At 68.1% G+C, this 23,118-nt stretch carries 21 protein-coding genes; 12 read left to right on the top strand and 9 right to left on the bottom strand.

Annotated features, from left to right (window positions below):
* Position 1 precedes the first annotated feature (1 nt).
* The gene (locus tag U858_RS0108485; protein ID WP_025136741.1) at positions 2-1,111 is read left to right on the top strand and encodes a CaiB/BaiF CoA-transferase family protein; all 1,110 of its coding nucleotides are present in this window, start codon (positions 2-4) and stop codon (positions 1,109-1,111) included.
* Between the two features lie 7 nt (positions 1,112-1,118).
* On the opposite strand, the gene ggt is transcribed toward U858_RS0108485, so the two are convergent.
* A complete protein-coding gene (gene ggt, locus U858_RS0108480) occupies positions 1,119-2,873 on the bottom strand; it encodes a gamma-glutamyltransferase (RefSeq protein WP_025136740.1) in 1,755 nt (584 codons plus the stop codon).
* Between the two features lie 136 nt (positions 2,874-3,009).
* Between ggt and U858_RS0108475 the strand changes: the two genes are divergently transcribed.
* Positions 3,010-3,900 carry a LysR family transcriptional regulator gene (locus U858_RS0108475; RefSeq protein WP_025136739.1) on the top strand — a complete coding sequence of 297 codons (891 nt, stop codon included), beginning with the start codon at positions 3,010-3,012 and terminating at the stop codon, positions 3,898-3,900.
* 95 nt (positions 3,901-3,995) lie between these two features.
* Here the strand turns inward: U858_RS0108475 and U858_RS0108470 are convergent, their stop codons facing one another.
* Positions 3,996-4,988, bottom strand: coding sequence for a tripartite tricarboxylate transporter substrate binding protein BugE (locus tag U858_RS0108470; RefSeq protein ID WP_025136738.1), 993 nt, complete (start codon positions 4,986-4,988; stop codon positions 3,996-3,998).
* Between the two features lie 246 nt (positions 4,989-5,234).
* Here U858_RS0108470 and U858_RS0108465 point away from each other — a divergent pair, with 246 nt between their 5' ends.
* On the top strand, positions 5,235-6,134 hold the full coding sequence (locus U858_RS0108465) for an AEC family transporter (RefSeq protein WP_025136737.1): 900 nt from the start codon (positions 5,235-5,237) through the stop codon (positions 6,132-6,134).
* Between the two features lie 523 nt (positions 6,135-6,657).
* On the opposite strand, the gene fumC is transcribed toward U858_RS0108465, so the two are convergent.
* Positions 6,658-8,049, bottom strand: a complete 1,392-nt coding sequence (gene fumC / locus U858_RS0108460) for a class II fumarate hydratase (RefSeq protein WP_025136736.1) — start codon at positions 8,047-8,049, stop codon at positions 6,658-6,660.
* Positions 8,050-8,220: 171 nt separating this feature from the next.
* Between fumC and tsaE the strand changes: the two genes are divergently transcribed.
* A complete protein-coding gene (gene tsaE / locus U858_RS0108455) occupies positions 8,221-8,760 on the top strand; it encodes a tRNA (adenosine(37)-N6)-threonylcarbamoyltransferase complex ATPase subunit type 1 TsaE (protein WP_025136735.1) in 540 nt (179 codons plus the stop codon).
* Entirely contained in the window at positions 8,688-10,067 is a 1,380-nt protein-coding gene (locus U858_RS0108450) for an N-acetylmuramoyl-L-alanine amidase (RefSeq protein ID WP_025136734.1), read from the top strand. Before tsaE ends, U858_RS0108450 begins: the two co-directional genes overlap by 73 nt.
* A 131-nt stretch (positions 10,068-10,198) precedes the next feature.
* Here the strand turns inward: U858_RS0108450 and U858_RS0108445 are convergent, their stop codons facing one another.
* Positions 10,199-10,837, bottom strand: coding sequence for a VTT domain-containing protein (locus U858_RS0108445; protein WP_025136733.1), 639 nt, complete (start codon positions 10,835-10,837; stop codon positions 10,199-10,201).
* Between the two features lie 110 nt (positions 10,838-10,947).
* On the opposite strand from U858_RS0108445, the gene mutL reads away from it, so the two are divergent.
* From mutL to U858_RS0108430, 3 genes are all read left to right on the top strand, one after another.
* Complete coding sequence (mutL, locus tag U858_RS0108440; protein ID WP_025136732.1) at positions 10,948-12,918, top strand: DNA mismatch repair endonuclease MutL; 1,971 nt, start codon at positions 10,948-10,950, stop codon at positions 12,916-12,918.
* A gap of 3 nt (positions 12,919-12,921) precedes the next feature.
* A complete protein-coding gene (gene miaA, locus U858_RS0108435) occupies positions 12,922-13,881 on the top strand; it encodes a tRNA (adenosine(37)-N6)-dimethylallyltransferase MiaA (protein ID WP_369797649.1) in 960 nt (319 codons plus the stop codon).
* An 84-nt stretch (positions 13,882-13,965) separates the two neighbouring features.
* The gene (locus U858_RS0108430; protein ID WP_025136730.1) at positions 13,966-14,460 is read left to right on the top strand and encodes a hypothetical protein; all 495 of its coding nucleotides are present in this window, start codon (positions 13,966-13,968) and stop codon (positions 14,458-14,460) included.
* A gap of 59 nt (positions 14,461-14,519) precedes the next feature.
* Here the strand turns inward: U858_RS0108430 and purM are convergent, their stop codons facing one another.
* Complete coding sequence (purM, locus tag U858_RS0108425; protein WP_025136729.1) at positions 14,520-15,569, bottom strand: phosphoribosylformylglycinamidine cyclo-ligase; 1,050 nt, start codon at positions 15,567-15,569, stop codon at positions 14,520-14,522.
* A 305-nt stretch (positions 15,570-15,874) separates the two neighbouring features.
* On the opposite strand from purM, the gene hda reads away from it, so the two are divergent.
* Genes hda through U858_RS0108405 form a run of 4 tightly spaced genes read left to right on the top strand, consistent with a single transcriptional unit; the run spans position 15,875 to position 19,135 of the window.
* Positions 15,875-16,576, top strand: coding sequence for a DnaA regulatory inactivator Hda (hda, locus tag U858_RS0108420; protein WP_025136728.1), 702 nt, complete (start codon positions 15,875-15,877; stop codon positions 16,574-16,576).
* Positions 16,573-17,271 (top strand): HAD family phosphatase, encoded by a 699-nt coding sequence (locus tag U858_RS0108415; protein WP_025136727.1) that lies wholly within the window; start codon positions 16,573-16,575, stop codon positions 17,269-17,271. The genes hda and U858_RS0108415 overlap by 4 nt, the downstream gene beginning before the upstream one ends.
* Entirely contained in the window at positions 17,272-18,648 is a 1,377-nt protein-coding gene (pcnB, locus tag U858_RS0108410; protein WP_025136726.1) for a polynucleotide adenylyltransferase PcnB, read from the top strand.
* A gap of 4 nt (positions 18,649-18,652) precedes the next feature.
* Positions 18,653-19,135 carry a 2-amino-4-hydroxy-6-hydroxymethyldihydropteridine diphosphokinase gene (locus U858_RS0108405; RefSeq protein WP_025136725.1) on the top strand — a complete coding sequence of 161 codons (483 nt, stop codon included), beginning with the start codon at positions 18,653-18,655 and terminating at the stop codon, positions 19,133-19,135.
* A gap of 100 nt (positions 19,136-19,235) precedes the next feature.
* On the opposite strand, the gene U858_RS0108400 is transcribed toward U858_RS0108405, so the two are convergent.
* From U858_RS0108400 to U858_RS0108385, 4 genes are read right to left on the bottom strand one after another with little or no spacing between them, the layout of a single operon-like run.
* Positions 19,236-20,132: a sugar kinase gene (locus tag U858_RS0108400; RefSeq protein WP_025136724.1), complete on the bottom strand. Its 897-nt coding sequence runs from the start codon at positions 20,130-20,132 to the stop codon at positions 19,236-19,238.
* 7 nt (positions 20,133-20,139) lie between these two features.
* The gene (locus tag U858_RS0108395; RefSeq protein WP_025136723.1) at positions 20,140-20,973 is read right to left on the bottom strand and encodes a CoA ester lyase; all 834 of its coding nucleotides are present in this window, start codon (positions 20,971-20,973) and stop codon (positions 20,140-20,142) included.
* Positions 20,970-22,163, bottom strand: a complete 1,194-nt coding sequence (locus tag U858_RS0108390; RefSeq protein ID WP_025136722.1) for a CaiB/BaiF CoA-transferase family protein — start codon at positions 22,161-22,163, stop codon at positions 20,970-20,972. The genes U858_RS0108395 and U858_RS0108390 overlap by 4 nt, the downstream gene beginning before the upstream one ends.
* Positions 22,160-22,990 carry a MaoC family dehydratase N-terminal domain-containing protein gene (locus tag U858_RS0108385; RefSeq protein WP_025136721.1) on the bottom strand — a complete coding sequence of 277 codons (831 nt, stop codon included), beginning with the start codon at positions 22,988-22,990 and terminating at the stop codon, positions 22,160-22,162. Before U858_RS0108385 ends, U858_RS0108390 begins: the two co-directional genes overlap by 4 nt.
* Positions 22,991-23,118 lie beyond the last annotated feature (128 nt).

Genomic DNA, 23,118 nt, shown 5'->3' with positions numbered 1-23,118 from the left:
CATGGCTCCACAGCTTCCCGATGCCGGCGCCCTGGCCGGCTGCAAAGTGATCGACCTGTCCCGCGTGCTGGGCGGCCCCTACTGCACCCAGATCCTGGCCGACCACGGCGCCGACGTGCTCAAGATCGAGCCGCCCGGCGGCGACGAGACGCGCGGCTGGGGTCCGCCTTTCCTGGGCGACACGGCCTCGTACTTCGTCGGCGTCAATCGCAACAAGCGCGGCATGACGCTGGACCTGTCGCAAGCCGCCGGCCAGGAACTGCTGCGCCACCTGCTGGCCGATGCCGATGTGCTGGTCGAGAACTTCAAGCCCGGCACGCTGGAAAAGTGGGGCCTGGGCTACGACACGCTGAGCCAGCAGTTTCCCCGGCTGGTGCACTGCCGCGTCAGCGGCTTCGGCGCCGACGGCCCGCTGGGCGGCCTGCCCGGCTACGACGCCTGCGCGCAAGCCATGTGCGGCCTGATGAGCGTGAACGGCGAGGCCGACGGCGAAGCCACCCGCGTGGGCCTGCCGGTGGTGGACATGGTGACGGGCCTGAACGCCGCGGTGGCGATCCTGCTGGCGCTGAACGAGCGCGTGCGCAGCAGCCTGGGCCAGTTCCTGGACATCACGCTGTACGACTGCGCGCTGTCGCTGCTGCATCCACACGCGCCCAACTATTTCTACAGCGGCAAGACGCCGGGCCGCAGCGGCAACGCGCATCCCAACATCGCACCCTACGAAACGCTGCCCACCGCCAGCGGCCCGATCTTCCTGGCGGTCGGCAACAACCGCCAGTTCGCGCAGTTGGCGCAGGTGCTGGGCGCGCCCGGCCTGGCCGACGACCCGCGCTACGCCGCCAACGCCGACCGCCTGGCAAATCGCCCGGCGCTGCGCGACGACCTGGCGGCGCTGCTGGCCCGCCACGAGGCCGCCACGCTGGCCGACCGCCTGCTGCGCGCCGGCGTGCCGGCCGCCGCCGTGCAGACCGTGGACCAGGCGTTGGCGCATCCGCACACCCGGCACCGCGGCATGGTGCTGGAACAAGGCGACTACCGCGGCGTGGGTTCGCCCATCAAGCTGTCGCGCACGCCGGCCACGTTGCGGCGGCTGCCGCCGGATCTGGCCTAGGACGCGCCTAGCCGCCCTTGGCCAGCCCTTCGCGCCGCGGATCCACCCCGCCTTGCAGGCCGTCCGGCGTGATCACGATGCCATGGATGCCGCTGGGAAACTCGGTGATCTTCACCGGGTGCCCCATGCGTTCCAGGGCCGGCGCCAACGCTTCCAGCGCGGTGCCCTTTTCCAGTTCGGTTTCCTTGTTGCGGCTGCCCATGTTGGGCAGCGCCGCCGCGGCCTGGATGTCCAGGCCCCAATCCAGCACCGCCACCACCGTCTTGGCGACGTAATTGATGATGGCGCTGCCGCCCGGCGAGCCCACCAGCAGGTAAGGCTTGCCGTCGCGCAGCACGACCAGCGGCGACATCGCGCTGCGCGGGCGCTTGCCGGGTTCGACGCGATTGGCCACCAGCCGGCCTTCGGGGTCCTTGAACGATGACGAGAAATCGGTCATCTCATTGTTCAGCAGGAAGCCGCGCACGAAGATCTTGCTGCCGAATTCGTTTTCGATGGTGGTGGTCATGGACAGCGCATTGCCGTCCGCGTCCGCCGCCACCAGGTGGCTGGTCGATGGCTGTTCCAGCGCGTTGTCCTGGCCCAGCGACAGCAGCTTGCCTTCGGGATCGCCGGGCAGCGCGACCTTCATGCTTCGATCCGGCTGGATCAACGCGCCGCGGGCGCGCAGGTAGGCCGGGTCCAGCATGGCGCGCACCGGCACCTTGACGAAGTCGGGGTCGGCCACGTAGAAGTCGCGGTCGGCAAACGCCAGCCGGCCCGCTTCCGAAAAATAGTGCACCGCCTCGACGCTGCCGGGCGCATAGCGCGACAGCGGATACTGTTCCAGCTCGCCCAGCATCTGCAGCACGGCGATCGGGCCGCTGCTGGGCGGGCCCATGCCGCACAGCTGGTAACCGCGATAGGCGCCGCAGACCGGCTCGCGCTCGCGCGCCTGGTAGCCCACCAGGTCGGCCAGCGCCAGGTCGCCCGGCTTGGCGTGGGCATGCACCGCCGTCACGATGTCGCGCGCGATATCGCCTTGATAGAACGCGTCGGCCCCGCCCTGGGCCACGGCCCGCAGCGTGGCCGCGAAGGCCGGGTTCTTCAGCACATGGCCGACGGGCCACGCGGCGCCGTCGGGCGCATAGAAATAGGCGGCGGCCGCCGTCTGGCGCGGCAGCTCCTTGTTGCCCGCCAGCAGCTTGTGCAGGCGCGGCGACACTGCAAAGCCCTGTTCGGCCAGGCGGATGGCGGGCTGGAACAGATCGGCCCACGGCAGCTTGCCCTGGCGCCGGTGCGCCATTTCCAGCCCGCGCAGCAGGCCCGGCACGCCCACCGCCATGCCGTTGTTGACCGACTGCACGAAGGGCAACGGCTTGCCCTCTGCATCCAGGAAACGGTCGGGGCGCGCGGCGGCTGGCGCGGTCTCGCGGCTGTCGTACGTGACGATGCGGCCTTGCCTGGCCGAGTACACCACCATGAAGGCGCCCCCGCCGATGCCGGACGATTGCGGCTCGACCAGGTTCAGCACCAGTTGCGCCGCGATGGCGGCATCGACCACGCTGCCGCCCCGGCGCAGCATCTCGTCGCCGGCCTCGGTGGCCAGCGAGTTGGCCGCCACCATCATGAAATGCGGCGCACGCACCAGTTCACGCGCGCGGGTGCCGGTGGCGGCTTCGGGGTTGAGGTCGTCGGTAGCGACGGGCGAGCGGGCCCAGGCGGATGGCATCGCGGCCAGCGCGGCGGCGAGCAGGACGGCAGCGCAGGGACGCATGCGCATGACAGACTCCATCGGGTGGCGCCGGCAGGCCGGCATGAGCTTGCATGATAGACAAATCGGCGCGGTCCTTGATACCGCCGCATGCCGTCTCGCCGCGCCGTAGAATGCCGCTTTGCGCCGACACTTTCCCTTTCCCATGCGCCTGCGCCACATCGAGATCTTCGAAGCGATCCGCCGCACCGGCTCCCTGACACAGGCCGCGGCGGCGCTGCACATCACGCAACCGGCCGCCAGCAAGCTGCTGGCCAGCGCCGAGACGCAGCTTGGCTTCAAGCTGTTCGAACGCGTCAAGGGCCGCCTGGTCGCCACGCGCGAGGCCGACATCCTGACGCCCGAAGTCGCCCGCCTGAACCAGGACCTGGACAGCGTGCGCCGCCTGGCCGCCAGCCTGCGCGACCGCCCCCATGCCCATCTGCGGCTGGGCTGCGCGCCAGCGTTGGGCCTGGGCCTGTTGCCGGGCGTGGTGCGGGACAGCCGCCAGGCCCAGCCCGGCCTGACCTTCGACATCCATACCCATCACAGCACCGAGCTGGTCAACGGCATGCTGACGCGCGAGCTGGATCTGGCGGTGACCTTCGACACCCGCGACACGCCGGGCCTGACACGCATCGAGCTGGGCCACACCGAACTGGTGCACCTGAGCGCGCAGCCCGGCCACGGCCCGCTGGCGTTGGCCGACATTGCGGGCGACGCACTGATCCTGCTGGATGCCAGCGATGCATCCGGCGCGCTGTTGCAGATGGCGCTGGATGCGCAAGGCCTGGCCCCGCGCGCCGCGGTGCGCGTGCAGACGCACTACGTGGCCTGCGCACTGGCCCAGGCGGGCGCGGGAGACGCCATCGTCGATGCGGTCACGGCGCAGGCGATGCTGCATCCCGGCATGCACCTGCGACGGCTGGCGCCGATCTTGCAAGTGCCGATCAGCGTGCTGGCGCGCGAGCAGGACCCGTTGTCGGCGCTGCACCGCGACCTGATCGACCGGCTGCGCAGCGCGTGCGAAGCGAGCCAGGCCGCGCTGCACGCCTAGCCACGACGAGCGTACGGCCCCAACGAAAAAGAGCGCCCGAGGGCGCTCTTTGCTTGGCGATTCAGGCAGCGGGCCAGGCCCGCGCCATCACGCCATCAGTCCAGCTTGATGTTCTGCTTCTTCACGACGTCCTTCGCCCAGTCGTACTGCTCTTTGATTTCCTTGGCGAATTCTTCCGGCGTGTTGCCCGACGGGGCCGAGCCCTGATCGTCCAGCGCCTTGATGACCTTGGGGTCCTTCAGGGCCACGACAGCGGCGTCACGCAGCTTGTTCACGACTTCCATCGGGGTGCCCTTGGGCGCCAGCAGGCCGTACCAGACCGGCTGGTTCAGCACGGGGAAGCCGGCTTCCTTGAAGTTCGGCACGCCCTTGAGCGACGCGATGTCTTCCGGCCACGCGATGGCCATGGCGCGCAGCTTGCCCGCCTGGATCTGCGGCATGGAGGACGGCAGGTTGTCGAACAGGATTTCGATCTGGCCGCCGACAGCGTCGGCCACGGCCGGGCCCGAACCCTTGTAGGGCACGTGCACGATGTCGGTGCCCGTGGCCATCTTGAACGATTCACCCATCAAGTGCAGCACGCCGCAGGTGCCCGAGCTGCCGTACGAGTACTTGCCGGGGTTCTTCTTGAGTTCTTCGACGAAACCCTTGAAGTCCTTGGCCGGGAACTTCGGGTTCACGGCCACGACGTTGGCGGTGTTGGCGAAGTTGGTGACGGCCTGGAAGTCCTTGATCGGATCGTACGGCAGGTCGTTGGGGCGGCACGCCGGGTTCACGGCCATGGTCGACACGGTGGCGATCGACAGCGTGTAGCCATCCTTGTCGGCACGAGCGGCTTCGGCCGCACCGATGGCGCCGCCTGCGCCGCCCTTGTTTTCAACGACCATCGGCTGACCGAGTTCCTGGCTCATGCGCTGCGTCACGAGACGGGCGATGATGTCGGTGGAACCGCCCGGCGCGAACGGAACGATGACGCGAATCGGCTTGCTGGGATACTTGTCGGCGGCGTGGGCGACGGAAGCGCCGAGCGTGCCTGCGGCACCGGTTGCCACTGCGATGGCCAGAGCCAGGGAGCGAACTTTATTCATGGGTGTGTTTCCTCCAAGTGTGCGAGCCCGTATGTGAACGGACCGTTTTGTGGTGCACCCGCCTGTGGGCGGGTCAGCAGTTAACGGTGGGGGCGCATTGCTTAGTGTGCAGGGCAGAAAGCCGTGCTGTTTATGAGTTGCTTGTGGCACACGCGCCCGCCGGAATGACGGAGAATAGCAGCAAATGCTTACAGTCGCATAGGACGCCGGTCCCCGGCCCAGACCTCGAAAAAAACACATCACACTATGTCGGTCGCACTGCTGGTTTTCCCTGATTTCTTGCTGGTCGCGCTGGGTTGGGCGCTGCGCCACAAACTGAATTTCTCACGCGAGTTTTTCGCCGGCACCGAGCGGCTGGTGTACTTCGTGCTGTTCCCCGCACTGCTCTTTCAATCGATCCTGCGCACGCCGATCAGCGCGGGCAATGCCGCAATACTGTTGCAGGCGACGGCCGCAGTGATCGTGTCGGGCGTGGCGCTGTCGTGGCTGGCGGGGCTGGTGCTCAAGCCGTCTTCGTTGGGGCTGGCGTCGTCGGCGCAATGCGGCTTCCGGTTCAACACGTATATCGGGCTGGCGCTGTCGGCGAGCCTGGGCGGCGCGCTGGGGCAGACGGTGATGGCGCTGATCATCGGCTTCGCGGTGCCGATGGCGAATGTGGCGGCGGTGTACGGGTTGGCGCGGCACAACGGCGGCAATCTGCTGCGCGAGCTGGCGCGCAATCCGCTGGTGGTGTCGACGCTGGCGGGGCTGGCGTGCAATCTGGCGGGGCTGCATCTGCCGGGGCCGGTGGATACGGTGCTGGCGCGGCTGGGCGCGGCGGCGATCGCGTTGGGGATTCTATGCGTGGGGGCCAGCCTGGCCTGGGAAGGCGGCAAGGGGTACGGGGGGTTGATTGCCTGGATGCTGGTGGTGAAGCTGGTGGGATTGCCGCTTGTGGCGCTGGGGGTGGCGAGTTTGCTGGGGCTGCCTGCGCTGGAGGCGCGGATGCTGTTGTTGTTTGGGGCGTTGCCTACGGCTTCTGCGGCTTATGTGTTGGCGATGCGGATGGGGGGGGATGGACGGATGGTTGCCGTCTTGATTTCCCTTGGGACTTTGGTTTCTGCTTTGACGATTCCTTTGTGGATGATGGTTGCGGGGGGTGGGTGATCTTGCTTGCCTAGGTTTGTTCTTCGTAGGTCGCCTCTCGCGGCGGCGGCTTGCGGAGCGGGCGCCCACGATTGCGGTCCGGCGCGCGGGCGCCGGACTGCCCCGTCGTCATCTTCGTCCAGGCCTTCGGCCTTCCCTTCAGATTCCCTCGGGCGCATCGAGGTTGCCCGCTCCGCAAGCCGCCGCCGCGAGAGGCTACGTGCGTCTGGGGTTGGCGCGCTGCCGGGCCTGGGCTTGCGTGAGAGATTTGCGGGGCCCGCAAAAACCGGCTGCGCGGGCAGCCGGTTTTTGCATACGTGGTGTAGGGCGTCGTGGCGTTGGACGCTTCGCGCTTGCGCAGCGGGGGGAAGCGATGTGTGTTGGCGGCATGCGAAGCGTTGGAGGTGGTTGCTGCGCATGGGCTGCGAACTAGGTGACGATTGCCCTCGATGCCGGGTTGGTTGGCGAAAAAAAAATCCGTCCCTTGGGACGGATTCTGTTTTTGGGCGGGCGGCGCTGGCTTTTTCCGGCGCCGCCAGGCGCTTTACTTGCCGGCGTTCGTCATGCTGGCGGGGACGACCCAGTCGGCGAATTGGGCTTCGGTGACGTAGCCCAGGGCCAGGGCGGACTCTTTGAGGGAAAGGCCTTCCTTGTGGGCTTTCTTGGCGATCTGGGCGGCCTTGTCGTAGCCGATGTGCGGGTTCAGCGCGGTGACGAGCATCAGCGAGCGGTCGACGAGTTCGGCGATGCGTTCGCGGTTCGGTTCGATGCCGGCGGCGCAGTGCTGGTCGAAGCTGGCCATGCCGTCGGTCAGGAGGCGCACCGATTGCAGGAAGTTGTGGATCACCAGGGGCTTGTAGACGTTCAGTTCGAAGTTGCCGCTGGCGCCGCCGATGTTGATGGCGACGTCGTTGCCCAGGACCTGGGCGGCCAGCATGGTGATGGCTTCGCACTGGGTCGGGTTGACCTTGCCGGGCATGATCGAGCTGCCGGGTTCGTTTTCGGGGATGCTGATTTCACCCAGGCCGGAACGCGGGCCGCTGGAGAGCCAGCGGACGTCGTTGGCGATCTTCATCAGGCCGGCGGCCAGGGACTTCAGGGCGCCGTGGGCGAACAGCAGGGCTTCGTGGGAAGCCAAGGCCTGGAATTTGTTGGGGGCCGAGACGAAGGCGGTTTCGGTGGCGTGGGCCAGTTCGGCCGAGACCTTGGCGCTGAATTGCGGATGGGCGTTCAGGCCGGTGCCGACGGCGGTGCCGCCGATGGCCAGCTGGTGCAGGCCGGGCAGCGTGGCGCGGATCTGTTGTTCGGCCAGGTCGAGCTGGGCGACGTAGCCGGACAGTTCCTGGCCCAGGGTCAGGGGCGTGGCGTCCTGCAGGTGGGTGCGGCCGATCTTGACGATGTCGTAGAACTCGGCGCTCTTGGCGGCGAAGGTGGCGCGCAGGGTCTTCAGGGCCGGCAGCAGGTGGTGTTCGACCTGGACGGCGGCGGCCACGTGCATGGCGGTGGGGAAGGTGTCGTTGGACGACTGGCCGCGGTTGACGTGGTCGTTGGGGTGGACCTTGCGTTCTTCGCCGCGCACGCCGCCCAGGATTTCCGAGGCGCGGTTGGCCAGCACCTCGTTCATGTTCATGTTGCTTTGCGTGCCCGACCCGGTCTGCCAGACAGACAACGGGAATTCGTTGGGCCACTTGCCGGCGATGACTTCATCGGCGGCGCGGATGATGCCGTCGGCGATCTTGGGATCGAGCTCACCCAGGTCGGCGTTGACCTTGGCGGCCGCGCGCTTCAAGCGCGCCATCGCGTTGACCAGGGGTTCGGGCATTTTCTCGGTGGAAATCGCGAAAAAATGCAGCGAGCGCTGGGTCTGTGCGCCCCAGAGGTGGTCTTCGGGGACTTCGATGGGGCCGAAGGTGTCTTTTTCGATGCGGGTCTTCATGGCGCTTACAGCTCCGTAGCAGCGTCCGTCGCGGTCGGCGGAGGAGCCGCCAGGCACGACTTATTTGAGAATAGCAATCACTTATAGATTAGCAGAAACCCGAATTCCTATAATTGCGTTCAATCCGCGTTTCCATCCTGATCTTTTACCACTCGCCCACTGCCCCGCGCCATGTCCGCTCCCCTCAGCAGCCTGACCCTGCACCTGCCCGACGAAGCCGCTACCGACGCCCTGGCGAGGCAGCTGGCGCCGCTTGTTTCCGGCAAGCAAACCGGGCTGGCAGGCGCATGTATCCACCTTCAGGGGGACCTGGGGGCAGGAAAGACGGCCTTCACCAGGGCATTGTTGCGCGAATGCGGCATCACAGGCCGAATCAAGAGTCCAAGCTACGCGCTGCTTGAATCCTATAAAGTTTCTAACTTATACTTCTATCATCTTGATTTTTATAGATTTAGTGATTCGCGCGAATGGTTGGACGCAGGATTCCGGGATTTACTGCGTGAAGATGCGGTCGTTTTGATCGAATGGCCGGAGCGGGCCGAGGGTCTTTTGCCCCCGCCCGACCTGCAGATTTCCCTGGCTTACGCCGGCCTGGGACGCGACGCCACCCTGACCGCGTACACAGCTCGAGGACAAACATGGTTGAACGCGATTGTCCCCCCGCCCGTCACGGCGCCCTCCCCGCAGCAGGCGCCACCCGACGCCGCCTGATCAGCGTCGCCGCCACCCTGCTCGTCCTGCCGGTCATACCGCGCCTGGCGCAGGCGGCAACGATCCTGGCCGTGCGTACCTGGCCGGCCGACGAATACACCCGGGTCACCCTGGAACTGGACAGCGAGCTCAAGGCCGAACAGTTCACCCTGGAAAATCCCCACCGCCTGGTGGTCGATATCGAGGGTCTGACCCTGAGCGCCGCGCTGAATGACCTGGTATCCAAGGTCCGGCCCGACGATCCCTACATCCAGAGCCTGCGCGTGGCGCAGAACCGCCCGAACGTGGTGCGACTGGTGTTCGACCTGAAGCAGGCCGTGGCGCCGCAGGTGTTCACGCTGAAACCGGTGGCGGACTACCAGTACCGCCTGGTGCTGGACCTGTACCCCAAGATCGCCCAGGACCCGTTGGTCGCCATCCTGAACAAAAGCGGCCCCGACGCCGACGATCCGCTGGCGCGCATCCTGGAAGACATCCAGCGCAACCCCGCCACCCGCGCCGACCCGCCCGAACCGCCGCGCGTGCGCGGCCAGCAGCCGGCCCCGCCCCTGGCGGTGCCCAAGGCGCCGCCGGCCACCGCGGGCCGCGGCAAGCAGCGCATGCTGACCATTGCGCTGGATCCGGGCCATGGCGGCGAAGATCCCGGCGCCATCGGCAGCAGCGGCCTGCGCGAAAAAGATGTGGTGCTGCGCATTGCCCGGCGGCTCAAGCAGCTGATCGACAGCCAGCCGTATATGCGGGCCTACCTGACGCGCGACGACGATTTCTTCGTTCCGCTGCATGTGCGTGTGCAGAAGGCGCGGCGGGTGCATGCCGACCTGTTCGTGTCGATCCACGCCGATGCCTGGATCAAGCCTTCAGCCAATGGCTCGTCGGTGTTCGCGCTGTCCCAGCGCGGCGCTTCCAGCACCCAGGCGCGCTGGATGGCCGACAAGGAAAACGCGGCCGACCTGATCGGCGGCGTCAACCTGGGCAGCCACGACCGCCAGGTGGCCAAGGTACTGCTGGACTTGTCCACCACCGCGCAGATCAACGATTCGCTCAAGGTCGGCAACGCCTTCCTGGACGAGATCAAGAAGATCAACCGGTTGCACAAGAACAGCGTGGAACAGGCCGGCTTTGCCGTGCTGAAGGCGCCGGACATCCCGTCGGTGCTGGTCGAGACCGCCTTCATCAGCAACCCGCAGGAAGAGGCGCTGCTCAAGACCCAGGCGCACCAGGAAAAGTTGGCGCAGGCCATGATGACGGGCATCCAGCGCTACTTCACGGCCAACCCGCCGCTGGCGCGGCTGGGCGACGTCAGCTGACCCCGGGCGGGGCCCCTGCGAGTCCCGCTTGCCGGCCTCGGACAAAGGGCTTGGCCGCCCCTGACCTGAGCGCCGGGACAAAAAAAAGCCATGTGCATGCACATGGCTTTTTTCTTGCCGGCGCGCTCGCCCTACCCGCCCCGGCGCGCACGCAGCAGCTTGAACAGCGCCGCCCCCACCACCGGCACGATGGCCGCAGCCAGGCCGAGCAGCACGATGGTGTTCAGGTATTCCTTGACCAGCGGAATGTTGCCGAAGAAGTAGCCCGCGGCCACCAGGCTGATGACCCACAGCAGCGCGCCCAGAATGTTGAACAGCTGGAAGCGCGACAGCGGCATGTCGGCCACGCCGGCCACGAACGGCGCGAACGTGCGCACCACCGGAATGAAGCGCGACATGACGATGGTCTTGCCGCCATGTTTTTCGTAGAAGGCGTGGGTACGCATCAGCGCGCCGCGGTCCAGGAAGCGCAGGTTCATCGAAAACACGCGTGGCCCGAAATAGCGGCCAACGGCGTAGTTCAGGGTATTGCCCGTGACGGCCGCCACGATCAGCAACGCCGACAGCAGAATCGGGTCCAGGCTGCCCGTGGCGCCGAAGGCGCCGGCAATGAACAGCAGCGAATCGCCCGGCAGGAAAGGCAGCACCACCAGCCCGGTCTCGGCGAACACGATCAGGAACAGCACCAGATAGACCCACACGCCGTATTGCTGGACCCAGACGCCCAGCGTCTGGTCGATGTGCAGCACCATTTGGAAAAAATCAAGCATTGATACGGCCCTGAAAGCGGTTGGGGAATCAGCCTGGAAATATAGCCCACCGGATCAACGGGCAAAATCAAGAGGCTAAAATCATCTCTATAGCTACACCGGGACACCCCATGACAGAACGCCGCTCCATTCTTGCGCTTCCCGACCTGCTGATCAGCCAGATCGCCGCGGGCGAAGTGATCGAGAGACCCGCATCGGTACTCAAGGAAATCCTTGAGAACGCCATCGACGCAGGCGGGCGCGCGATCGAAGTCCGCCTGGAAGGCGGCGGCATCCGCCGCATTGCGGTCACCGACGACGGCGGCGGCATTCCGCCCGAAGAGCTGCCGCTGGCCCTGGCGCGCCATGCCACCAGCAAGATCCGCAACCTGAACGAGCTGGAATCGGTGGCGTCCATGGGGTTCCGCGGCGAAGCGCTGGCCTCGATCGCGTCGGTGGCCCAGGTGTCCATCATTTCGCGCACCCGCGACGGCGAGCACGCCTGGCAGATCGATGCCGGCAGCATGCAGGTCGGCCCCGCCTCGGGCCCGCCGGGCACCACCGTGGACGTGCGCCAGCTGTTCGATGCCGTGCCGGCGCGGCGCAAGTTCCTGCGCTCGGAAGCCACGGAATTCGGCCATTGCGTCGACGCCATGGAGCGCATCGCCATGGCGCATCCGCAGATCGCCTTCCGCCTGTTCCACCACGACCGCGCGCAGCGCCAGTGGCTGCCCGCCGAACCGCCGCAGCGCATCCGTGACGTGCTGGGCGCCGAATTCGCCGAACACGGCCTGCTGCTGTCGCACAGCGTGGGCACGGTCAGCCTGGCCGGCATGATCACCCGCCCCACCGCGGCCCGCGCCCGCGCCGACCGCCAGTACCTGTACGTCAACGGCCGCTACGTGCGCGACCGTACGGTCAGCCACGCGCTGCGCGCCGCCTACGCGGACGTGCTGCACGGCGACCGCCAGCCGGCCTACGTGCTGTTCCTGGACATCGACCCGGCCGCCGTGGACGTGAACGTGCACCCGGCCAAGCACGAAGTGCGGTTTCGCGACAGCGGCGCGGTGCACCGGTTCGTGACGCACGCGGTCAGCCAGACGCTGGCGCAGACGGGCGGCTCGTCGGCGGTGGCCCCGGCCGGCGCCGCGCGCGATGAGGAATTCGAAACCGTGGCGCCGTCGGGCACACCCGCAGGCGCAGCCGTGCCCGCAGATGGCGCGGCAAGCGCACCAGCCGCCCTGCACGCGGCCGGAGAAGCCTCGCCCCGCCCCGGCTACGCTGGTGCCGGCAGTGCCGCCCCGTACGGCCTGCGGCCCTCGCCCACCGCGCCGCGTCCGCACACGCAGGTGCCGTTCCGCCTGCACGCCGAACCCGCCGGCATCCCCGTGGCCGACTGGCAGGCGCTGTACCGCCCCCTGACCGACGACACCGCCCCGCGCACCGAACCGCTGCGCGATGCGGCCACGCCGCTCGCCCCGCAAACCGCGGCCGTCTCCTCCCTGCCCGCCGACGAAGAGCATCCGCTGGGCATGGCGGTGGGCCAGTTGCACGGCATCTACATCCTGGCGCAGAACCGCCGCGGCATGGTGCTGGTGGACATGCACGCCGCGCACGAACGGGTGGTCTACGAGCAGCTCAAGCAGGCGCTGGACGCGCGCAGCCTGCCGCGCCAGGACCTGCTGGTGCCGGTGGTGTTCCACGCCCAGGAAAAGGACGTGGCGGTGGTCGAGGAATTCGAAGAACAGCTCGAAGACCTGGGCTTTCAGATGCGGCCGTCGGGTCCTACGTCGATCGCGGTGCGCTCGGTGCCTGCCATCCTGGCGCGCGGGGACATCGAGACGCTGGCCCGCGCCGTGCTACGCGACCTGGCCGGCGTGGGCGTGTCGCGCCTCTTGACCGAGCAGCGCAACGAACTGCTGTCCACCATGGCCTGCCACGGTTCGGTGCGCGCCAACCGCAAGCTGACCCTGGAAGAAATGAACGGCCTGCTGCGCCAGATGGAAGCGACCGAGCGCGCCGACCAGTGCAACCATGGCCGCCCGACCTGGGTGCAGTGGTCGGTGTCTGACCTGGACAAGCTGTTCCTGCGCGGGCAATAGATCTTGCCCGTGCCGTCCCCCGCCCCTCTCGTCATCTGCCTGGCCGGCCCCACCGCGGCCGGCAAGAGCGCATCCACCCTGGCGCTGGCCGAACGCTGGCCGCTGGAGATCGTCAACGTCGATTCGGCCACGATCTACCGCGGCATGGACATCGGCACCGCCAAGCCGTCGCCGGCCGAACAGGCCCTGGTGCCGCAGCACCTGCTCGACATCCTCGACCCGGCGCAATCGTATTCGGCCGCCGAATTCCGAACCGACGCGCGCCGCCTGATCGGCGAGATCCGCGCGCGCGGCCGCATTCCGCTGCTGGCTGGCGGCACCATGATGTACTACAAGGCGCTGCGCGACGGCCTGGACGACCTGCCGCAGGCCGACCCCGCGCTGCGCGCCGAACTCGAAGCGCGCGCCGCCCGCCTGGGCTGGCCGGCGCTGCATGCCGAGCTGGCCGTGCTGGACCCCGTCACGGCGGCGCGCCTGGCGCCCAACGACAGCCAGCGCATCCAGCGCGCGCTGGAAATCTGCCAGTTGGCCGGCCAGCCCATGTCCGCCCTGCTCAGCCGCGGCCAGCGCCCGCCCGACGATGACGCCGACCGCTACCTGACCATCAGCCTGGAACCCTCCGACCGCGCCGCGCTGCACACGCGCATCGAACAGCGCTTTGACGCCATGCTGGGCAACGGCCTGCTGGACGAGGTGCGCGGCCTGCATGCGCGCGCCGACCTGCACCCCGGCCTGCCGTCGGTGCGCTGCGTGGGCTACCGCCAGATGTGGGCCCACCTGGACGGCGAGATCAGCCTGGACGAGGCCCGCGAACAAGGCATTGCCGCCACCCGCCAGCTGGCCAAGCGCCAGATCACCTGGCTGCGGGCCCAGCCCGAACGCATCATCGTCGACTGCCTGGCCGCCGACGCGGTGGCGCAGACCATCGACGCGGTGGCCATGGCGCTGGCCGACGCGCCTTGAGACACGGAAATTCCGGCCTGCGGGCCTGACCATTCGCCGCAGCCGGCCATCCACGGCGGCGGCAAGACACGGGGGACAGGGTTCATGGACATCAACGAAGCGAACAAATCCTTCGCGGCCGCGCTGCGCAAGCAGAACAAGGCCCTGATCGGCACGATCCAACGGCTGCTTCAGGAACGCCCGTTCTCGCTGGACAAGGGCGTTTCCAAGGAAACCGTGGACGCCATCCACTTTGAGTACGACTGGGAGTCGTTCGCCCCTGTCGCCATTCCGTTGAATACGCGTTCGGGCTACTGCGGACGCGGCCTGCCGCTGGCATTGCCGGCCCCGCTGATTCCGCCGGCCGTCGACGCCGCGCTGGACGAGGCCACGGACAACGAGGACGATGACTTCTGCGACGAGCTGCGCGAAGCCATGACGGACACCTATGTCGCGTGGTTCCAGGCGGCCTGGCGGGACGCGCGGGCCGTCAACCCATCCCTGCGCGGCTTTCTGTCCGTGCACGACACGATCTGGCGCACGGATCTGGATACGGGCGAGGAATTCCGCGAGGACGCGGGCCGGGTCAAATTCTTTTGATGACCCGGTGAAATGAAAAAACCCGCCACCAGGCGGATTTTTTACGCGAGCCTGCCGGCTCAGACCACCACGGTCTGGGGCATGCCGTCGGTTTGCTCGACGATTTCACCCAGCTTGCTGACCGTTTCGCCCTGCTCGCGCAGCGTGGCGGCGATGGCGTCGGCCTGGGCCGGGTCCACCACCAGCACCATGCCGATGCCGCAGTTGAAGACGCGGTACATCTCGGTGTCTTCGACGCCGCCCTGGGCTTGCAGCCACTGGAACAGCTTGGGCATTTCCCAACTGTCGCGCTGCAGCCTGGCCGCCAGGCCGGGCTGCAGGATGCGCGGCACGTTGTCCAGCAGGCCGCCGCCAGTGATGTGGGCCAGGCCCTTGATGGCGGTGCCGTGCTTGGCCAGCGCCGCCAGCACCTGCTTGACGTAGATGCGCGTCGGGGCCATGACCACGTCGACCAGCTTCTGGCCGTGGAAGTCGTCGTCGGGCTTGGCGCCGGCGCGTTCCAGGATCTTGCGCAAGAGCGAATAGCCGTTGGAGTGCGCGCCGCTGGACGCCAGGCCCAGCACCACGTCGCCGGTCTTGATCGACTTGCCGTCGATGATGGCCGACTTTTCGACCGCGCCCACCGCGAACCCGGCCAGGTCGTATTCGCCGTCCGGGTACATGCCCGGCATTTCAGCGGTTTCGCCGCCGATCAGGGCGCAACCCGACAGCTCGCAGCCCTTGGCGATGCCGCCCACCACCGACGCCGCCGTGTCCACCGAAAGCTTGCCGCAACCGAAGTAGTCCAGGAAGAACAGGGGCTCGGCGCCCTGCACCAGGATGTCGTTGACGCTCATGGCCACCAGGTCGATGCCGACCGTGTCGTGGCGGTTCCAGTCGAACGCCAGGCGCAGCTTGGTGCCCACGCCGTCGGTGCCCGACACCAGCACCGGCTCTTTGTAGTGCTTGGGCACTTCGAACAGGCCGCCAAAGCCGCCGATACCGGCCAGCACCCCGGGACGCATGGTGCGCGCCGCGAGCGGTTTGATACGGTCGACCAGGGCGTCGCCCGCGTCGATGTCGACACCGGCATCGCGGTAGGTCAAGGGAGCTTTGGGTTGATTCGTCATGAGAAATGCCGTGGGGTATGTAACAATTGCTGGGAATTTGGGTGGAACGCCCTGCATTTTACGATGTTGCGGCCCGGTCCAGGCTGACGGGCGCCGAAAGCCGCCCGGGGCGGGCGGGCCGGCGGGTCGGTATTTTCGCGCAAACCCAAGCCAGGCAAAGGGCTTGGACGCGACACCGCCCCCCCGGGTGGTTTAAAGTGTAGGGTTGGCCGATAGCGATTTTGCCAGTTTCTGGCGGGCAATGCCGCCTTCGGCCTTGGGCAAGAGCCAACGCCCCGCGTCACCCGCCTGATCGATAACCTCTCATGAACCGCCAGCTGCTGCTTGACGTTCTTCCCGCGCCAGCGCCATCGCTGAACAATTACATCGCCGGTCCCAACGGAGAGGCGCTGGCGGCCGTGCGCACGCTCGCCCCGGGCCGCGCGCTGTATATCTGGGGTTCCGCCGGCTGCGGCCGCAGCCATCTGCTGCGCGCCCTGACCGCGCGCGCGGACGCCGTCTACATCGAAGCCGCCAACAGCGCCAACATCCTGCGGGTGCTGGCCGAAGCCGATTCCAAGTCGCCCATGCCCAAGTTCGTGGCCGTGGACGACGTGCACCGCATGGACGAACACCGCCAGGCGGGCCTGTTCGCCCTGTACAACCGCTGGCGCGAATCCGCCGCCACCGGCCGCGCCTTCGCGCTGGCCGTGGCCGGCGACCGCGCGCCGCTGTCGATGCCGCTGCGCGAAGACCTGCGCACCCGGCTGGGCTGGGACCTGGTGTTCCGCCTGGATCCCCTTTCCGACGCCGACAAGCTGGCCGCATTGGCCGCCCAGGCGGCCGAGCGCGGCCTGCACCTGGCGCCCGAAATCATCAATTGGATGCTCACGCACCACGAGCGCGACATCCGCAAGCTGGCCGCCTTGCTGGACGCGCTGGACCGCTATTCCCTGGCCACTGGCCGTCCCATCACCCTGCCCCTGTTGCGCGCCATGCTCGCAGACCCTGATTCACAACGCCCATGACCTCCCGACGTCTCGCCCTGTTCGACCTGGATCACACCCTGTTGCCGCTGGACAGCGACTACCAATGGGCCGACTATCTGGCGCGCACCGGCCGTGCGGGCGACCCCGACCAGGCCCGTCGCCGCAACGACGACCTGATGGACCGCTACAACCGCGGCGAACTCACCGCCGAGCAGGCCGCCGAGTTCATGCTGGGCCTCCTGGCCGCGCACGCGCCGTTCGAACTGGCGGCCTGGCACGAGGAATTCATGGCCGAGGTCATCCGGCCGTCGATCACGCCCGCCGCGCGCGAGCTGGTCGAATCGCACCTGGAAGCCGGCGACCTGTGCGCGGTGGTCACGGCCACCAACAGCTTTGTCACCGCCCCCATCGCCCGCGCCTTCGGCGTGCCCCACCTGGTCGCCACCGACGCCGAAGTCCAGCGCGGCCGCTACACCGGCCGTATCCTGGGCACGCCCAGTTTCAAGGAAGGCAAGGTGGTGCGCGTGAACGATTGGCTGGGCGCCATGGGATTAGGACTTGCAGATTTTTCCGAATCGTTTTTCTATAGCGATTCGGTCAATGATGTCCCGCTGCTCGAAAAGGTGACCCGTCCGATCGCCGCCAACCCCAGCCCGACCCTGCGCAAGATCGCCCAGGAACGCGGCTGGCAAGTGATCGACCTGTTCGACCACGTCATAGATGCCAAGTCCTAAATGATCACCGAAACCATAAAAAAATTCGTCGGCCGACTGTTCGCGCCGGCAGCCCGGGGGCCTTTGCGCATCGGACGCGACAAGCACGGCATCGACCGGCGCAACGTGTCGCGCCACGCCATCAAGGTGTGCGAGGTATTGCGCCAGCATGGCTATGAAGCCTATATCGTCGGCGGCGCCGTGCGCGACCTGATCGTCGGCCTGGAACCCAAGGACTTCGACGTGGCCACCAACGCCACGCCCGAGCAGATCCGCCCGCTGTTTCGCCGCGCCCGCATCATCGGCCGCCGCTTCCAGCTGGTGCACGTGGTGTTCGGCCAGGAAATCATCGAAACCTCGACCTTCCGGGCCCCGGCCTCGGAAGACCAGGAAACCGACGAACACGGCCGCATCCTGCGCGACAACGTGTTCGGTTCGCACGAAGAAGACGCGGCCCGCCGCGACTTCACCATGAACGCGCTGTATTACGACCCGCACAACGAGGAAGTCATCGACTTCCACAACGGCGTGGCCGACCTGAAGAAACGCCAGGTCCGCATCATCGGCGACCCCGCCAAGCGCTACCGCGAAGACCCCGTGCGCATGCTGCGCGCGGTGCGTTTCGCGGCCAAGCTCAACGGCACCATCGATCCGGCCACGCGCCAGCCCATCCGCACGATGGCCAACCTGATCGAAAACGTGCCGGCCTCGCGCCTGTTCGACGAAATGCTCAAGCTGCTGACCTGCGGCCATGCCATGGACTGCCTGCGCCAACTGCGCGCCGACGGCCTGCACAACGGTCTGTTGCCGCTGCTGGACGTGGTGCTGGAACAGCCCGGCGGCGAGAACTTCGTCGAACTGGCGCTGGAACGCACCGATGCCCGCGTGCGCGCCGGCAAGACCATCAGCCCCAGCTTCCTGTTCGCCGCGCTGCTGTGGCAACAGGTGGACGTGCGCTGGAAGCAGCTGCGCGCCCAGGGCGAGCACACCATTCCCGCGCTGTCGCAGGCGGCCGATTCGGTGCTCGACGAACAGACCGAAAAGCTCGCCATCCAGCGCCGTTTCTCGTCGGACATGCGCGAAATCTGGTTCATGCAACCGCGCTTCGAGCGCCGCATGGGCAAGACCATCTTCCGCATGATCGAACAGCCGCGCTTTCGCGCCGCCTGCGACTTCCTGCAGCTGCGCGCCGCGGCCGGCGAGTTCGACAGCGTGCTGGCGCAGTGGTGGATGGACCTGGCCAACGCCGATGACGCCACCCGTGCCGACATGATCGAAGACCTGGGCCGCCAGCCGCGCGACCCGGCCGAGGCGCCCGCGCCGTCGGCGCGCAAGCGCCGCCCGCGCCGCCGTCCCAGCTCGCGTGCCGCCAGCGGCGGCGCCGGGTCCGCCGAATAAGGCCATGGCCGCCCCCGTGCGCGCCTACATCGGGCTGGGCGCCAACCTGGGCGACAGCGCGGCCACCTTGCGCACCGTGCTGGCCGAGCTGGCCGGCGCGGACGGCATCGACGCGGTCACCGTGTCACCGTTCTACCGCAGCGCGCCGGTGGACGCCACCGGGCCGGATTTCGTCAACGCCGTCGCAGCGCTGGACACCCCCCTGGCGCCGCTGGCCCTGCTGGACCTGCTGCAAGCGCTGGAACAGCGCCATAGCCGCGAACGCCCCTACAAGAACGCCCCCCGCACGCTGGACCTGGATCTGCTGCTGCATGGCGACACGACGATGGCGCACGAACGCCTGGTGCTGCCCCACCCCCGCATGCCATTACGCGCCTTCGTGCTGCGCCCGCTGCGCGACCTGGCGCCCACGCTGACGCTGGCCGGCCGCAGCCTGGATGCCTGGCTGGACGAGATCACCGACCAGCCGATCGAACGCATTGCCTGAGAACGTATTGCCTGAATGTGGCGCGGCCGGTTCCGGCCGCGCATTCCCCTGATCGCTGCCCCGCCCCCTGCCCGGCTTTCCGTGAACCGGACGCGGGCCGCTAGGCCTTGGGCGTGAACGCCAGCATGGCGCGTTCGACATCGCTCACCGTGGGCAGGCCCGCCTCGTTGCCCAGGTGCTGGATCTTGTGCGCCGACGCGGCGCGCGCGAAAGTGAAGTGTTCTTTCCAGGGCAGTTCGGGCCGGTTCAGGTACGACCACACATAGGCGCCGTGGAACACGTCGCCCGCACCCGAGGTATCGACGATGCGCGCGGCGGGCACGTCCAGCGACGGCAGCGTGTCGACGGTGCCGCTTTCGTCGTACCAGAGCATGCCGCGCTCGCCCATCGTCACCGCGCCGATGCGGCAGCCGCGCTGGCGCAGCAGGTCCAACAGGCCTTGCGGCGACAGGCCCAGTTGTTCGCACATGCGCTCGGCGCATACGGCCACGTCGATATGGCGCAGCAACGCATCCGTGTTCTCGCGCACCCCGCCGCCGTCCAGTGACGTCAGGATGCCGGCCTGGCGGCAGGCGCGCGCATAGTGCAGCGCGGCGTCGGGCTGATGGCCGTCCAGGTGCAGCACGCGGTAGCCAGACACGTCCAGGCGCGGAAAGTCGTTCAGGTAGTCGGTATCGCGCGCCCGCACGATGGCGCGCTTGCCGTGGTTGGGCATGATGAACGACAGCGACGAGCGGCGCACCTGGCGGCCGTGCAGCGTCACGCCATGCGCGGCGGCCATGTCGGTGTACATGTGGCCCAGCCAGTCGGGCGCCAGCGAGCACACCAGGTCGGGCTGGGTACCCAGCTTGCCGCAGGCAAACGCCGCGGTGACGGCATTGCCGCCGAACGATACGGCGTAATCGCGCGCCACGCGCTTGTCGTCGCCGGTGGGCCACTCGTCGGCCAGCACGGTGACGTCGATGTAGGTATGTCCGATGAACAGCGCTTCGCTCATGGGTTCATCAACCGCCGACGGCTTCCCCGGCCTGCGCCAGCACGCGGCGCGCGCGGGTGATGACAGGCGCGTCCACCATCTTGCCGTCCAGCATGAAGGTGCCGGTGGACTTGTCGCGGTGGGCATCGACGACGCGGCGGGCCCAGGCCAGTTCGGCCGGGTCGGGCGCGAACGCCGCGTGGATGACGGGGACCTGCGCGGGATGGATGCACAGCATGCCGCCAAAGCCCATCTGCTGCGCGCGCGCGGCGGCGCGCGACAACCCGGCGTGATCTTCGACCCCCGCGAACACGCCGTCCAGCGCGGTCGCCAGCCCGGCCGCGCGCGTCTGCAACAGCACCTGCACCCGGGCCTGGTCCAGCACGGCCTGCGCGCCGTCGGTATCGGGCGCCAGGCCCAGGTCCAGGCCGTAATCAAGGCTGCCAAAGGCCAGCCGGGCCACGCCGGGGGTGCCGGCTACCTCGGCGGCGTTGAGCACGCCGCGCGCGGTTTCTATGATGGGGATGACGGGCAACCCGGTCTGCGCCACATGGCGCACCTGGGCCAGGCTTTCAGCCTTGGGCAGCAGGATGCCCGCCACCGCCGGCCGGCCCCGGCAGGCTTTGAGGTCGTCGTCGTGCCACGAGGTGGACGCATCGTTGATGCGCACCCACACCCGCGCCTGCGGGTGGGTGCCCAGGAAGTCGCACAGGGCTTCGCGGGCCGAGGCCTTGGCCAGGTGTTCGACCGCGTCTTCCAGGTCGACGATCACGGCGTCGGCGCCCGCGGCCAGGGCCTTGGGAATACGCTCGGGGCGCGAGGCCGGCACGAACAGCGCGGTACGAACGACGGAATGCATCACACGACCTCCGAGGCATGGAATTGCGCCACCTGATCCGGCGCATATCCCAGAGATGCTAGCACTGCATCCGTGTTTTGGCCCACGGCGGGCACGGCCGCCATGCGCGGCGCGAAGGCGTTGCTGCTGGCCGGCGGCAGCAGCGCCGGCAGCGCGCCGGCCGGGCTGTCGACCTGGCTCCAGCGGGCCCGCGCCTGCAACTGCGGGTGCGCCCACACACCGGCCATGTCGTTGACGCGCGCATTGGCGATCTGGGCGTCTTCGAGGCGGTCGGTAACCTGCTGCACCGACAGGTCGGCAAAGGCCGCCACGATCAGCGCCCGCAAGGCGTCGCGGTTGGCGGTGCGCAGCGAATTCGAGGCAAAGCGCGGGTCTTCGGCCAGCTCGGCCTGGCGCAGCACCTGGGCGCAGAACACGCGCCATTCGCGTTCGTTCTGCAGGCCCAGCATGATGGTGTTGCCGTCACCGGTGGGAAACGGGCCGTACGGGTAGATGGACGCATGCGCGGCGCCGGCGCGCACGGGCGGCGCCGCGCCTTCGAACGCGTAGTACATCGGAAAGCCCATCCACTCGACCATGCTTTCCAGCATGGAGACATCCAGCCGGCTGCCCAGGCCCGTTTTCTGGCGCAGCAGCAGCGCATTGAGAATGGCCGAATAGGCGTACATGCCGGCGGAGATGTCGGCGATGGAACAGCCCGCCTTGACCGGATCGTCGGCCGTGCCGGTGACCGACAGAAAGCCGCTTTCGCTCTGGATCAGGAGGTCGTAGGCCTTTTTATCCTGGTAGGGGCCGCCTTCCCCGTAGCCGGAGATATCGCAGACGATCAGGCGCGGATACCTGGCGTGCAGCGCCTCGAACGACAGGCCCAGCCGGGCCGCGGCGCCGGGCGCCAGGTTCTGTACCAGCACGTCGGCCTGTTGCAGCAGGCGGTCCATGATGTCGCCGGCTTCGTCGCGCTTGAGGTCGAGCGTCAGGCTTTCCTTGGACCGGTTGGTCCAGACGAAGTGCGACGACAGGCCGCGCACACGCTCGTCGTAGCCGCGGGCGAAGTCGCCGGCGCCGGGGCGTTCGATCTTGATGACGCGCGCGCCCATGTCGGCCAGTTGGCGGGTGCAGAACGGCGCGGCGATGGCGTGTTCGAGGCTGACGACGGTAATGCCGTCCAGCGGGCGGGGGGCCGGGTTGCTCATTCGGTGAACCTCAGTTCGGCTTGATGGGCCAGCGTGCCGTCCTGCTCGGCCCACAGCTGGGCCACGCCGGCTTGCTCGATGCGGCCGGCCACGAGGAACGGCGCGGGCGAGATCAGCGGGCGCAGGCCGCGGTAGGTCAGGTGCGTGGGCCGGGCCTTGGGATGGGCGCGCTGGAACGCGGCGACCATCTCGGTGGCGATCAGCGGCCCGTGCACCACCAGGCCGGGGTAGCCCTCGGTGCCGGTGACGTAGGGATGGTCGTAGTGGATGCGGTGGCCGTTGAACGTCACGGCCGAGTAACGGAACAGCAGCACCGCCGACGGCTCGACCGGGTCGCGCCATTGCGCCTGGGGCGCGGGCTCGGTGCCGGCCAGCTTGGGCGGCGTGGGCTGGCGATAGACGATGTCCTGTTCTTCCAGGATGGCCAGCTCGCCTTGCTGGCGGTATTCGTGACGCACGGTGACGAACAGCAGCGCACCGCTGCGGCCAGCCTTTTCCTTCACCTCCGCCACGGCCGAGATGCGCTCGGCCGGCACGCCGACGCGCAGGGGGTGCAGGAATTGCACCCGGCCGCCGGCCCACATGCGGTTGCGGTCGTGCGCCGGGGGCAGGAAGCCGCCGCGCGCGGGGTGGCCATCCGTCCCCAAGCCATCCAGGCCCACGGTGCTGATGAAGAACGCCCACTGCCACAGGGGCGGCAAGGGGTCGCCTTGCGCAGGCGCCGGGCCGCCCAGCGTGGCGGCGATGCGGGCGGCGTGGCCGGGGTCCAGCGCATCCGCCTGGCGCTCGCCGCTGCCGATCCAGGCGGCCGGGTCTGTCGATGTCATGCCGATATCCTTGTCATAGGGGTTGACGGGTAGCATCCCGCAAGCCGCGCAGGCTGTGAATTCGTTTTTCCTCAAGGCGGGGTTTGCGGCGCATGAATCGTGCGCCCCGCGCCCGCCGCCGTAATATA

Origin of the sequence: Achromobacter sp. DH1f, assembly GCF_000633435.1 — a bacterium.
Lineage (GTDB): Bacteria > Pseudomonadota > Gammaproteobacteria > Burkholderiales > Burkholderiaceae_B > Achromobacter > Achromobacter deleyi.
Note: the sequence above shows the minus strand (reverse complement) of the source record. Positions and strands in the feature narration are given on the sequence as shown.

Bases quoted from the DNA above. Each gene is read 5' to 3' on its own strand.
- U858_RS0108390 (WP_025136722.1), bottom strand. From the start codon at position 22,163: ATGAGCAACCCGGCCCCCCGCCCGCTGGACGGCATTACCGTCGTCAGC.
- fumC (WP_025136736.1), bottom strand. From the start codon at position 8,049: ATGAAGACCCGCATCGAAAAAGACACCTTCGGCCCCATCGAAGTCCCC.
- hda (WP_025136728.1), top strand. From the start codon at position 15,875: ATGAACCGCCAGCTGCTGCTTGACGTTCTTCCCGCGCCAGCGCCATCG.
- mutL (WP_025136732.1), top strand. From the start codon at position 10,948: ATGACAGAACGCCGCTCCATTCTTGCGCTTCCCGACCTGCTGATCAGC.
- ggt (WP_025136740.1), bottom strand. From the start codon at position 2,873: ATGCGCATGCGTCCCTGCGCTGCCGTCCTGCTCGCCGCCGCGCTGGCC.
- U858_RS0108415 (WP_025136727.1), top strand. From the start codon at position 16,573: ATGACCTCCCGACGTCTCGCCCTGTTCGACCTGGATCACACCCTGTTG.
- U858_RS0108385 (WP_025136721.1), bottom strand. From the start codon at position 22,990: ATGACATCGACAGACCCGGCCGCCTGGATCGGCAGCGGCGAGCGCCAG.
- tsaE (WP_025136735.1), top strand. From the start codon at position 8,221: ATGTCCGCTCCCCTCAGCAGCCTGACCCTGCACCTGCCCGACGAAGCC.
- U858_RS0108465 (WP_025136737.1), top strand. From the start codon at position 5,235: ATGTCGGTCGCACTGCTGGTTTTCCCTGATTTCTTGCTGGTCGCGCTG.
- purM (WP_025136729.1), bottom strand. From the start codon at position 15,569: ATGACGAATCAACCCAAAGCTCCCTTGACCTACCGCGATGCCGGTGTC.
- U858_RS0108445 (WP_025136733.1), bottom strand. From the start codon at position 10,837: ATGCTTGATTTTTTCCAAATGGTGCTGCACATCGACCAGACGCTGGGC.
- U858_RS0108450 (WP_025136734.1), top strand. From the start codon at position 8,688: ATGGTTGAACGCGATTGTCCCCCCGCCCGTCACGGCGCCCTCCCCGCA.
- U858_RS0108485 (WP_025136741.1), top strand. From the start codon at position 2: ATGGCTCCACAGCTTCCCGATGCCGGCGCCCTGGCCGGCTGCAAAGTG.
- U858_RS0108470 (WP_025136738.1), bottom strand. From the start codon at position 4,988: ATGAATAAAGTTCGCTCCCTGGCTCTGGCCATCGCAGTGGCAACCGGT.
- U858_RS0108405 (WP_025136725.1), top strand. From the start codon at position 18,653: ATGGCCGCCCCCGTGCGCGCCTACATCGGGCTGGGCGCCAACCTGGGC.
- U858_RS0108400 (WP_025136724.1), bottom strand. From the start codon at position 20,132: ATGAGCGAAGCGCTGTTCATCGGACATACCTACATCGACGTCACCGTG.
- U858_RS0108475 (WP_025136739.1), top strand. From the start codon at position 3,010: ATGCGCCTGCGCCACATCGAGATCTTCGAAGCGATCCGCCGCACCGGC.
- pcnB (WP_025136726.1), top strand. From the start codon at position 17,272: ATGATCACCGAAACCATAAAAAAATTCGTCGGCCGACTGTTCGCGCCG.
- U858_RS0108430 (WP_025136730.1), top strand. From the start codon at position 13,966: ATGGACATCAACGAAGCGAACAAATCCTTCGCGGCCGCGCTGCGCAAG.